Below are 12024 nucleotides of genomic sequence, written 5' to 3' on the forward strand. Positions count from 1 at the left end.
CTTGGCCTGAGCAAACACCAAATCACTGCGGGGCATTAGGGCCAGATGCGCGCGAGATTTAGCGCCAGTTCAGGCCGCGCGCGCGAGCGTCTGGCAGGCGCGGGCGATCCGGGCGATCCCTTCGGGGATACGCTCCGAGGCAATCGAGCTATAGGCGATGCGGTAATAGCTGTCGGGCGGGTCGGGCAGACCAAAAAAGGACTGGCCCAGTTCGATCAGCACACTCTCAGCGCGCAACTGTTCGGCCAGTGCCGCCGCGCTGACCCCTTCGGGCGTGCGCATCCACAGGCTGGAGCCGCCATCTTCCAGCGCGCCCGCGATGATCAGCCCCTCAGCCCGGATCGCGGCCAGCATCACCTCGCGCCGGGCGGCAAAACTGCGCGCAAGGCGGCGCAGCATCACATCATAATGCCCGAGCGAGAGAAACCGCGCCGCCGCGCGCTGCAACAGCCCCGGCGGATGGCGCAGGATCGTGCCGCGCAGGCCCCGCGCCTCGGCGATAAAGGGCGCAGGCCCCACCATGAAGCCCAGCCGCAACCCCGGAAACAGCGATTTCGAGAAACTGCCGATATGGATCACGCGGCCCGAGCGGTCCAGTGACTTCAGCGCGGGCAAGGGCGCGCGCCCTTGCGCGATTTCAAATTCGTAATCATCCTCGACGATCAGGAAATCCTGCGCCTGTGCCGCATCCAGAAGCGCCTGACGTTCCTCCAGCGGCATGGTGGCCCCGGTCGGGCAATGATGGCTTGGCGTGCAGAAGAGCACATCCAGATCGCGCGGCAGATCGCCCGCCGCCAGCCCCTGCGCCCCCACCGGCACCGGCACCAGCCGACAGCGCGTCTGGGTCAGGATCGCGCGCAGGCCGGGATAGCCCGGTTCTTCGATCACCGCCGCGCGGCGCTGGTTCAGCAGCAGTTGCGCCGCCAGCCAGAGCGCATTCTGCGCGCCCAGCGTGACAAGGATTTCCTCGGGCCGCGCCAGTATCCCCCGACGCGGCAGCGAATGGCGGGCGATATATTCCACCAGCCCCGGATCATCCTGTTCAAACTGGTCATCGGTCATGCGGTCGAAATCGCGCAACCCCAGCGACTGGATCATGCACAGCCGCCAATTGGCATGGTCAAACAGCGCCGGATCCGCCTGCCCGTAGATGAAAGGAAAGCGGTAATCGCGCCAGTTGCGCGGCTTGCCCCGGTTCAGATCCTCGGCTGCCGGGCGATGCCCCAGAATGCGCGGCCAGTCGATTTCGGGCTGGCCCGACCGGGGCTGCGGCGCGACAGGCCGGGGGGCTGTGGGCGAGACGAAATAGCCCGAACGCCCCTCGGCATAAAGAAAATCATCGGCCACGAGTTCGGAATAGGCCAGCGTCACAGTGATTCGACTGACGCCCAGATACGCGGCCAGCTTGCGGCTCGACGGCATGCGCTCGCCCGCGCGCAACCGCCCCGACAGGATGCCTTCGGCCACCATCTGCCGGATTCGGTGCTGCAACGACCCCTCGGAGAGCGGATCGAGCAGGAAGGATTCGACAGCAATGGCCATGCGTTGCGCCTGTTCACCCTGAGATTGGCGTGCAGCATAGGCGAAATCTGGCCTTAATGAAATGCCGTTCTGGCCCTATCCCCGGCACTCCGGTTCAGCGACAAGGGAGCATCCCCTCAGTTTCGCGGAGTCTCCCATGAATGACCTGTCCTTCCAGAATGATCTGAGCGCCATTGTCGCGGCAGACCGCGCACATGTCTGGCACCACCTGACCCAGCACAAAGCGTTTGAAACCACCGATCCGCGCGTGATCGTCGAGGGCCGCGGTCTGCGCGTCTGGGATGCGACGGGGCGCGAGTTCATCGACGCTGTGTCGGGGGGCGTCTGGACGGTGAATATAGGCTATGGGCGCGAGAGCATCGCCAATGCGGTGCGCGACCAGTTGGTGAAACTGAACTTCTTTGCAGGCGCCATGGGCACGGTCCCCGGTGCGGTCTTCGCGCAGATGCTGATCGAGAAAATGCCGGGCATGAGCCGCGTCTATTACTCGAATTCGGGGTCGGAAGCGAATGAGAAAGCCTATAAGATGGTCCGCCAGATCGCCCAGCGCAGGCATGGCGGCGGCAAGTGGAAGATCCTGTTCCGCGAGCGCGACTATCACGGCACCACGATTGCGGCTCTCGCCTCGGGTGGCCAGCCCGAACGCGCAGCGCAATATGGCCCCTTCCCTGACGGGTTCGTGCCCGTCCCGCATTGTCTGGAATATCGCGCGCAATGGCCCGGCCCGGACTATGGCCGCCGCGCCGCCGACGCGATTGAGGAAGTGATCCTGCGCGAAGGCCCGGAAACCGTGGGCGCCATCGTGCTGGAGCCGATCACCGCAGGCGGCGGGGTGATTGTACCCCCCGAAGGCTACTGGCCGCGCGTGCAGGAGATCTGTCGCAAATATGACGTGCTCTTGCATATTGACGAGGTGGTCTGTGGTCTGGGCCGCACGGGCACGTGGTTTGGCTATCAGAATTTCGACATTCAGCCGGATATTGTCACCATGGCCAAGGGCGTAGCCTCTGGCTATGCCGCGATTTCCTGCACCGTCACGTCCGAGGCCGTCTTCGAGATGTTCAAGGATGATGCCGCCGATCCCTTGGGCTATTTCCGCGATATCTCGACCTTCGGCGGCTGCACGGCGGGGCCTGCTGCGGCCATCGAGAATATGCGGATCATCGAGGAAGAGGGGCTGCTGGAAAACACCCTTGCGATGGGCGCGCGGCTGCAGGCCAATCTGGAGGCGCTGAAAGAGAAGCACCCGATGATCGGCGATGTGCGGGGCAAGGGGCTGTTCTGGGGGGTGGAACTGGTGGCAGACCGCGACAGCCGCGACCCGGTGCCGGAAGCGACCGCGCGGGCCGTGGTGGCGGGCGCATTGGCGCGGGGCGTGATGATCGGTGTCACCAATCGCTCGCTGCCGGGCTTCAACAACACGCTTTGCCTGAGCCCGGCGCTGATCGCGACCGCAGCCGATATCGACGCGATCACAGCGGCGATTGACGGCGCGCTGACCGAGGTGGCAGCCGCCTGATCAGTTGACTTTGCGCACCCCCATCCTGTAGCTGCCAAGGCAGAAGGATGGGGGCGCGGGTGACGGATTTAGAGGCCATAGGCTATGGTCAGGACGTGCTGCGCGCCGAGGCCGGGGCGCTGGAAGTGCTGGCCGACAGGCTGGACGGCGATTTCGCCCGCGCGGTCGATCTGATCCTGACCACAAAGGGTCGGCTGATCGTCGCGGGCATCGGCAAATCCGGCCATGTGGGCCGCAAGATCGCCGCCACTTTCGCCTCGACCGGCACGCCCGCGCATTTCGTCCATGCCGCCGAGGCCAGCCACGGCGATCTGGGCATGATCACGCCCGATGATATCTGCCTCCTGCTGTCGCGCTCGGGCGAGACACAGGAACTGGGCGATCTGATTTCCTACACGCGCCGCTTTGGCGTCACGCTGATCTCGATTTCCGCCAATGCGGAAAGCACGCTTGCCCGCGCCTCTGACATGGCGCTGATCCTGCCCGATGTGCCCGAGGTCTGCGCCATCGGCATGGCGCCGACCACCTCGACCACCATGAGCATGGCGCTGGGCGATGCGCTGGCCGTGGCGGTGATGCGCGCCAAAGGGTTCGACCCGGCGCGGTTTCACCAGTTCCACCCCGGCGGCAAGCTGGGCGCGCAATTCCTGCGGGTGAAGGAAGTGATGGTCACAGGCGATGCGCTGCCGCTGGTGGCCGAGGACACCGCCATGCCCGAGGTGCTGATGCGCATGACCGGATCGGGCTATGGTGTGGCGATCCTGACCGAAGGCGGCGCCCTGCGCGGGATCGTCACCGATGGCGATCTGCGCCGCCATATGGACGGGCTGATGACGCGGCGCGCGGGCGATGTGGCGACGCGCGCGCCCAAGTCGATTGCAGGCGAGGCGCTGGTTTCGGAAGCGGTGCAGGTGATGAACACAATGAAAGTGACCGCGCTTTGCGTGGTCGAGGGTGACAGGCTGACCGGGCTGATCCGGCTGCATGACTGCCTGCGCGCGGGGGTGATCTGATGGAGCGGGTGATCCTCATTCCGGCGCGCTATGCGTCCACACGCTATCCGGGCAAGCCGCTGGTGGGGCTGCGCGGGGCTTCCGGCGTCACGCGCTCGCTGATCGAGCGCAGCTGGCGCGCGGCCTGCGGGGTTGAAGGGGTCGATGCGGTCTATGTCGCGACCGATGACGCGCGGATCGCAGAGGCGGCGGAAGGCTTCGGGGCGCAGGTGGTGATGACCTCGGAGAGCTGCGCCAATGGCACCGAGCGCTGCGCCGATGCCATCGCCCGGCTGGGGATCGCGCCCAAGGTGGTGGTGAACCTGCAGGGCGACGCGCCGCTGACGCCCGCATGGTTCGTCAGCGCGCTGATCGAAGCGGTGGAAAACGGCGCGCAGATGGCAACGCCGGTGCTGCGGCTGACCCCGGACACCCATGCGCGGTTCATGGAAGACCGCCGCGCGGGCCGCGTCGGCGGCACCACGGCGGTGATGGATGCGGGCGGCCGCGCGCTTTATTTCTCGAAGGAAGTGCTGCCCTATACCGGCCGCGTCTATGGTGCCGAGGAACAGGTGCCCGCCTTTCACCATGTCGGCGTCTATGCCTATACGCCGGATGCGCTGGCGGCCTATATGGCGGCTGGCCCCTGCGCGCTGGAGAACCTGGAAGGGCTGGAACAGTTGCGCTTTCTCTATAACGGCCTGCCCGTGACCTGCGTCGAGGTCGAGGCGGAAGGGCGCGAGTTCTGGGAACTCAACAACCCCGAAGATGTGGCCCGGATCGAGGCCGTCTTGCAGCGCGAGGGATGGGAATGACTGTCACGCTTGGAAATTTCGAGATCGGCAATGACCGGCCCTTCGCGCTGATCTCCGGCCCCTGCCAGATGGAATCGCTGGACCATGCGCGCCGGATCGCCGGGGCGCTGATGGAGATCTGCGCGGGGCTGGACATCCCCTTCATCTTCAAGGCGAGCTATGACAAGGCCAACCGCTCCAGCCTCTCGGGCCAGCGGGGTCTGGGCATGGAAAAGGGGCTCGCTGTGCTGGGTGCGATCCGCGCGGAATTCGGCTGCCCGGTGCTGACCGATGTGCATGAGCCGGGCCATTGCGCCCCGGCAGCGGAAGTCTGCGATGTGCTGCAGATCCCGGCCTTCCTGTGCCGCCAGACCGATCTTCTGCTGGCGGCAGGGGCCACGGGGCGGGTGATCAATGTCAAGAAGGGCCAGTTTCTGGCGCCCTGGGATATGGGCAATGTGGCGGCGAAAGTGGCCTCGACCGGCAATGAGAAGATCATGCTCTGCGAGCGCGGCACGTCATTCGGCTATAACACGCTGGTGTCGGATTTCCGCGGCCTGCCGGTGATGGCCGCGACCGGCTATCCGGTGATCTTTGACGCCACCCATTCGGTGCAGCAACCGGGCGGACAGGGGACAAGCTCGGGCGGGCAGCGGGAATTTGTCGAACCGCTTGCGCGTGCAGCGCTGGCCGTGGGCTGCGCGGGGCTCTTCATCGAGACGCATGAAGACCCGGACAACGCGCCATCGGACGGGCCGAATATGGTGCCGCTGGCGCAGATGGCGGCGCTTCTGGCGCGGCTGAAACGGCTGGATGATCTGACCAAAGGGGCGTGAATGGTAGGGTGCGTGCGAGAGCACGCACCCTACGCCCGCGACGCTCGACATTATGTTGTCGCCCGAGGATCAGGTAAGGTGCGTGGTCCCCACGCACCCTATATCAGCCGCGAAAGTTCCGCACCGTCTCGATCATCAGCGCCACATTCTCGGGGTCAGCATCCGGCGTGATCCCATGGCCCAGATTGAAGATATGCGGCCCGTTCCTGAACGCCCGCACCACGCGCTCCGTCTCATCGACCAGCGCCTGCCCGCCCGTCACCATATGGCTGGCTGCCAGATTGCCCTGCACGCAGCCATCTTTCTGCACATGCTCTGCCGCCCATTCCGGGCTGACCGAATTGTCCAGCGCCACGCAATCCGCCCCGGTCGCAGGCCCGAAACCGATATAGCCCTCGCCCGCCTCGCGCGGGAAAGCGATGACGGGAATGCCGGGATGCCGCGCCTTGAGTGCCGCCGTGATCGCTTTCGCGGGCTCCAGCGCATAGCGCGTGAAGGCCGCGCCCTTCAGCGACCCGGCCCAGCTGTCGAAAATCTTGACGACCTCGGCCCCTGCCGCGATCTGCATCGACAGATATTCGATGGTTGCCTCCGTGATCCGCGCGATCAGCGCGTCAAACGCCTCGGGCGCCTCGACCCGCATCTTATGGGCAGGGGCCTGATCGGGCGTCCCGCGCCCGGCCACCATATAGGTGGCCACGGTCCAGGGGGCACCGGCGAAACCGATCAGCGTCGTCTCGGCGGGCAGTTCCCGCGACAGGATCTTCACGGTCTCATAGACCGGCGCCAGCGTGTCATGGATCGCATCACTGGGTTTCAGCGCCTGCACGCCCGGCATATCCGTGAGGGTCGACAGCCGCGGCCCCTCGCCGGTGACAAACCACAGATCCGCCCCCAGCGCCTGCGGCACCAGCAGGATATCGGCAAACAGGATCGCCGCATCAAACCCGTAGCGCCGGATCGGCTGCAGGGTCACTTCGGCGGCCAGTTCGGGATTGTAGCACAGCGACAGGAAATCCCCGGCCTGCGCCCGCGTCGCGCGATATTCCGGCAGATAGCGCCCGGCCTGCCGCATCATCCAGATCGGCGGGGTCGGCAGGGTCTCGCCCGCGAGGGCACGCAGGATGGGTTTGGCGGTCATGCGGCTGTCTCCTTCAGATCACGCCCTCGTCCCAAGCCTTGAGCGGGTTGTCAAGGAAAGCTGACAGCGCGGAGGGCCCGCAGCACGCCCCGCGCGGCCCGCGTCGCTGCGGTGCGTTGCCGCAGGGGCGATCCAGCCCGGCCCCCGGCGGCGCGCGTCCGGTCCGCACGCGGCGCAGCGACAGACCCGGATTATGGTCATACCCGCTGGGCGACTCGGATATGCGCCATCATCACCACCTCCAGCGCGGGATTGCCGCGCATCACCGCGCCAGGTCCGGCACTCTGGTTGCGCGCCGCGGGCCGAAAGCGCGTCGGAACTGAACGCAACGGGAATGCCATGGGCCGCGCCCGGCCATCCTGCGCGACTGCGGACGCCTCGGCCAGCGGCGGGCCGCGCACATCCCCGCCCCGCATCGACAGGCCCTCGACCACGGGAAGGGCGGGACCGGCATGCCTCGGCATGGCCGGTCAACCGCGCGGGCAAGGCAAGAATGCCGAGATGGCACGGCCTATGGCATCCCCGCGCGCGTGCAGGGTATTCAGGGCAGGCGGGGAGGTCCGGCAAAGCATAGCAGACCCCCCCAGCGCGCGCAGGAAATTCTGGCTGGCGCAGATTACCCTTTCCGCAAGCGGCGGCATCCCCGCGCACACGAAGGGCAAACGCGTTACCGATTGTCGCGTGTTGTCAGCAATCGGGGATCCCCCCCGCGCGCATGCTCTGGGGCGTTGTGGCGGCTGTGGCATACAGACATTCCCGTGCCCGCCCGGAACATGCACAGTCTCCGCGCCCCGATTCGAGCGCATCCCCTTCCCGCCGCGCGGCGCTCCGGCCGTCGCCCATGCACCCACATCCGGCACAGTTACTGCCCCGCAAGAAAACCGCCGTCTCGAATCCCTGCGCGTCCAGAGCGCGGCGTTTCAAAGCGGGCAAGATCGCGCCGCGACACCTCCCGCCCCGCTGGGCCGCGCAAACTGCAGGGCGGCGTCTTGTCAGCCGGATCGCACCCCACGCACACCGCCCCCCCGGTCGTCGCCCATGCGTCCACACGCGACACAATCACTGGCCCCACGCCCCCCCGTCTCGGAACCCTGCGCGTCCAGCATGCGACGCTTCGCCGGAGCGAGATCGCGCAGCGACACATCCGGCCCGCTCTGCCACGCAAGGGCGAGAGCGTTCGTCCCCGCGAAAGCGCGACACACCCTCTGCCGCTTCCCCTGCTCCAATGCGCCGCAGAGCGGCGCCCAGCGGCGATCCGGCGCAGGCCGAACTCAGCTGTTGTCATGCCCCGGTGCCACGACTATCAGATTGGTCATGAGCACCCTGCATCCCTCCCCCGCCTCCCCCCTCAAGATCGGCACGCGCGGATCGCCGTTGGCGCTGGCGCAGGCGCATGAGACCCGTGCGCGGCTGATGCAAGCCCATGACCTGCCCGAGGCGGCTTTCGAGATCTGCGTGATCAAAACCACCGGCGATGACCGCAGCCTGATCGACGCCGACCGACCGCTGAAAGAGATCGGCAACAAGGGTCTCTTCACCAAGGAAATCGAAGAGGCGATGCTGGAAGGCCGCATCGACATCGCGGTCCATTCCATGAAGGACATGCCGACGCTGCAGCCCGAAGGGCTGGTGCTCGATTGCTACCTGCCACGCGAGGATACGCGCGATGCTTTCGTTTCGCGCCATGTGAAAACCCTGGCCGATCTGGCCCCCGGTCAGGTGGTGGGCACCTCCAGCCTGCGCCGCCGCGCGCAATTGCTGGCGCGTCGCCCCGACCTGAAAGTGGTGGAATTTCGCGGCAATGTGCAGACCCGGCTGAAGAAACTTGACGAGGGCGTCGCCGATTGCACTTTCCTTGCCATGGCCGGGTTGCGGCGGATGAACATGGCCGATGTGGCCTCATCCGCGATTGAACCAGAGGATATGCTGCCCGCCATCGCCCAAGGCGCCATCGGGATCGAGCGGCGCACGGCAGATGACCGTTGCGCCGCCCTGCTTGCGCCCCTGAACGACACTCCCACCACGCAGCGCCTTGCGGCGGAACGCGCCTTTCTGGCCGCGCTGGACGGGTCTTGCGAAACCCCGATTGCCGGGCTTGCGGTGATCGAGGGGGGGCAGATCTGGCTGCGCGGTGAAATCCTGCGCCCGGACGGATCGGAGCGGCTCTATGACGAAGGCCGCGCCGCGATTGCCGAAGGGGCTGCTCTGGGCCGCGATCTGGCCGCGCGCCTGCGCGCCCGCGCGCCTGCCGGTTTCTTTTCCTGGGGCTGAGGCCGGGACCGACGCCTTGGCGCTCCCTGCAAACCTCAGCGGATGACCCGTCCGGCGCAGCCGGACAGCGCCCGCGAATGGCATCGGGGCGGGTGGGCGGGCCATGAGCGGGCGCTCTCGCCAGTGCAGGCGCGCACAACGCGGCACAGCAGCCCCCTGCCCGACGCAAAATCATCCCCAAGCCTTCCCACCCGGCCCGGCACCCCCTATCTTGGAGGACGGCAAGGAGTGCGCGAATGGTGATCGGCAGGCTGGCAGATGGCATGTTGCGGGGCGTGGACCGCGTGACATCGGGCGTGACCGGCAGGATTTCCGAAACCTTCTTTGAACCTTCCCTGCGGCTGGGCGTCACCGGCCTCTCGGGCGCGGGCAAGACCGTCTTCATCACCTCGCTGGTGGCCAATCTCCTGGACCGGGGCCGCATGGGGCGGATGGGCGCGGTCGCCTCTGGCCGGATCGAAGCCGCCTTTCTGCAACCCCAGCCCGATGACACCTTGCCGCGCTTCGATTATGAGCGCCATCTCGCGGCACTCACCGGCCCCGACCCGCATTGGCCCGAGGGCACGCGGCAAATCTCGCAATTGCGGCTCTCCTTCCGCATCCGCCCCGGCGGGCTGCTCGCGGGGCTGCGCGCGGCGCGGATCCTGCATGTCGATATCATCGACTATCCCGGCGAATGGCTGCTCGATCTGGTGCTGCTGGACAAAAGCTACGCGGACTGGTCGCGCGAGGTGCTGGCGCGGATGGAACAGCGCGCTTTCGCGAGCGAGGCGCTGGCCCAGATCATGGCGGCTGACCCCGGCGCCCCGCATGATGAAGCCCTTGCGCGCCACCTGACCGAGAGTTTCACCGCCTATCTGGTTGCCGCCCGCGCCGCCGGTCTGCCCGATATCACGCCGGGGCGCTTCCTGCTGCCGGGCGATCTGGCAGGCTCGCCAGTGCTGAGTTTCGTGCCGCTGCCGCAGATGGGCGGTCGCGGCTCGCTGGCGCGCGAAATGGCGCGGCGCTATGACGCCTATAAGCGTCAGGTGATCCAACCCTTCTTCCGCGACCATTTCGCGCGGATCGACCGGCAGGTGGTGCTGGCGGATCTTTTGGGCGCGATCCATGCCGGGCCCGAGGCCGTGGACCGGCTGGGGGCCACGCTGACCGAGCTTCTCGCCGCCTTCCGTCCGGGGCGCAATGCCTGGCTGACCCGGCTTTTGGGCGGCAAACGGGTGGAGCGGCTTCTCTTCGCCGCGACCAAGGCCGATCATCTGCATCACAGCCAGCATGCGCGGCTGACCGCGCTGATGACCGCGCTCTTACGCCAATCCAAAGACCGCGCTGATTTCGCCGGGGCCCGCACCCAGGCCATGGCGCTGGCGGCACTCCGCGCGACGGTCGAGGAACAGCATGAGCGCCATGGCGAGACGCTTGATTGCGTGCGCGGGCGGCTTCTGGACACAGGGCGGCAGGCGGCGTTCTATGCAGGGGAATTGCCCGAGGATCCGATGCATCTGATCGGCCCGGCCCGCGACGGCGCGGCGCGCTGGCTGGATGCGGATTATCAGATCATGCGCTTCGCCCCTGCCGCGCTCGCCCGCAAACCCGGCGACGGGCTGCCGCATATAAGGCTGGATGCGGCGGCGGAGTTTCTGTTGGGGGACTGGCTGGAATGAGCGCGCGCAAACCGACCCTGTTCGAACTCGACGACCAGCGCCCCGCCGATCCCGGCAGCGCCCTGCCCCCGCCCGAAGACATGCCCCAAGGGCAGGCCATGCAGACAGCGCTGGTGCTGGGCCGCGCGCGTCTGCCGCTCTGGGCGCGGCTCGGCTGGGCGGCGCTGGCGGGTTTCGTGACGCTCGCGGCCTCGGTCGCGGCATGGGATTTCGTCACCGGGCTGGTGGCGCGCAACGCCGCCCTTGGCTGGCTGGCGCTGGGGCTGCTGGCGCTCGTCACGCTGGCCGCGCTGATCTTCGCGCTGCGCGAATGGGCGGGCTTCCGGCGGCTGGCGCGCATCGACAGCCTGCGGGCCGAGGCCGATGCCGCCCGCCTGCATCCCGAGCGCGCGTCCAGCGCCCGCGTCATGGCGCATCTGAGCACCCTCTATGCCCAGCGCCCCGACATGCGCTGGGCGCGCGCATCGCTGGACGAGCACGCCCCCGACCAGCTTGACGGCGCGGGTCTGCTGGATCTGACCGAGGTCACGCTGATGACGCCCCTCGATGATCTGGCCCGACGCGAGGTCGAAGCAGCGGCGCGGCAAGTGGCGCTTCTGACCGCGATGCTGCCCTTGGCGCTGGTCGATGTGCTGGCCGCCCTCGTGACCAATCTGCGCATGATCCGGCGTGTGGCCGAAATCTATGGCGGTCGCGCGGGCACGCTGGGATCATTGCGGCTGATGCGCGGGGTGATCGCGCATCTTCTGGCCACGGGCGCGGTGGCGGTGGGCGAGGATATGATCGGCTCGGTCGCCTCGGGCGGGATCGTCTCGAAACTCTCGCGCCGCTTCGGCGAGGGGATCGTCAACGGCGCGCTGACCGCGCGGCTTGGCATCGCCGCAATCGAGATCTGCCGCCCGCTGCCCTTCCACGCTCTGCCCTGCCCGCGCACCGGCAATATCATGTCCCGCGCCCTGACCGGGCTCTTCGACAAGGGCTGACGTCATCTTGCCACAAATACTCAACGGGGGGTATCCGCAGCGCGCCATTGATCGCGCATCCTCTCGCCACGGGCGCGGTGGCGGTGGGCGAGGATATGATCGGCTCGGTCGCCTCGGGCGGGATCGTCTCGAAACTCCCGCGCGGCTTGGCATCGCCGCGATCGAGGTCTGCCGCCCGCTGCCCTTCCACGCGCTGCCCCGCCCGCGCACCGGCAATATCATGACCCGCGCCCTGACCGGGCTGTTCGACAGGGGCTGAGATTTTCTTGCCCGAAATACTCACGG

At 67.3% G+C, this 12024-nt stretch carries 10 protein-coding genes and 1 pseudogene; 8 read left to right on the top strand and 3 right to left on the bottom strand.

The genetic code is table 11. The features are described from left to right. Nucleotides 1-69 precede the first annotated feature (69 nt). A complete protein-coding gene (pdxR, locus tag BG457_RS05695; RefSeq protein ID WP_071796000.1) occupies nt 70-1542 on the bottom strand; it encodes a MocR-like pyridoxine biosynthesis transcription factor PdxR in 1473 nt (490 codons plus the stop codon). Nucleotides 1543-1678: 136 nt separating this feature from the next. On the opposite strand from pdxR, the gene BG457_RS05700 reads away from it, so the two are divergent. Genes BG457_RS05700 through kdsA form a run of 4 tightly spaced genes read left to right on the top strand, consistent with a single transcriptional unit; the run spans nt 1679 to nt 5683 of the window. After that, nucleotides 1679-3061, top strand: coding sequence for an aminotransferase family protein (locus BG457_RS05700; RefSeq protein ID WP_071796001.1), 1383 nt, complete (start codon nt 1679-1681; stop codon nt 3059-3061). 59 nt (nt 3062-3120) lie between these two features. Beyond that, the gene (locus BG457_RS05705) at nt 3121-4074 is read left to right on the top strand and encodes a KpsF/GutQ family sugar-phosphate isomerase (RefSeq protein ID WP_245770934.1); all 954 of its coding nucleotides are present in this window, start codon (nt 3121-3123) and stop codon (nt 4072-4074) included. After that, nucleotides 4074-4868, top strand: coding sequence for a 3-deoxy-manno-octulosonate cytidylyltransferase family protein (locus tag BG457_RS05710; protein ID WP_071796003.1), 795 nt, complete (start codon nt 4074-4076; stop codon nt 4866-4868). The genes BG457_RS05705 and BG457_RS05710 overlap by 1 nt, the downstream gene beginning before the upstream one ends. Then, nucleotides 4865-5683, top strand: a complete 819-nt coding sequence (kdsA, locus tag BG457_RS05715) for a 3-deoxy-8-phosphooctulonate synthase (protein WP_084657478.1) — start codon at nt 4865-4867, stop codon at nt 5681-5683. The genes BG457_RS05710 and kdsA overlap by 4 nt, the downstream gene beginning before the upstream one ends. A gap of 103 nt (nt 5684-5786) precedes the next feature. Here kdsA and hemE read toward each other — a convergent pair whose 3' ends face one another. Together hemE and BG457_RS05725 are read right to left on the bottom strand one after the other, a co-directional pair. After that, nucleotides 5787-6824, bottom strand: a complete 1038-nt coding sequence (gene hemE, locus BG457_RS05720; protein WP_071796005.1) for a uroporphyrinogen decarboxylase — start codon at nt 6822-6824, stop codon at nt 5787-5789. A gap of 197 nt (nt 6825-7021) precedes the next feature. Then, on the bottom strand, nt 7022-7288 hold the full coding sequence (locus BG457_RS05725; protein WP_071796006.1) for a hypothetical protein: 267 nt from the start codon (nt 7286-7288) through the stop codon (nt 7022-7024). 850 nt (nt 7289-8138) lie between these two features. On the opposite strand from BG457_RS05725, the gene hemC reads away from it, so the two are divergent. The 4 genes and pseudogenes from hemC to BG457_RS19845 all read left to right on the top strand — a co-directional run. Beyond that, entirely contained in the window at nt 8139-9095 is a 957-nt protein-coding gene (gene hemC / locus BG457_RS05730) for a hydroxymethylbilane synthase (RefSeq protein ID WP_071796007.1), read from the top strand. Between the two features lie 236 nt (nt 9096-9331). Next, nucleotides 9332-10756 (top strand): YcjX family GTP-binding protein, encoded by a 1425-nt coding sequence (locus BG457_RS05735; protein WP_071796008.1) that lies wholly within the window; start codon nt 9332-9334, stop codon nt 10754-10756. Continuing rightward, nucleotides 10753-11739, top strand: coding sequence for a YcjF family protein (locus tag BG457_RS05740; RefSeq protein ID WP_071796009.1), 987 nt, complete (start codon nt 10753-10755; stop codon nt 11737-11739). The genes BG457_RS05735 and BG457_RS05740 overlap by 4 nt, the downstream gene beginning before the upstream one ends. A gap of 47 nt (nt 11740-11786) precedes the next feature. Further along, nucleotides 11787-11998, top strand: a pseudogene (locus BG457_RS19845) (TIGR01620 family protein); the annotation flags it as partial. Nucleotides 11999-12024 lie beyond the last annotated feature (26 nt).

Origin of the sequence: Natronohydrobacter thiooxidans, assembly GCF_001884735.1 — a bacterium.
Lineage (GTDB): Bacteria > Pseudomonadota > Alphaproteobacteria > Rhodobacterales > Rhodobacteraceae > Roseinatronobacter > Roseinatronobacter thiooxidans_A.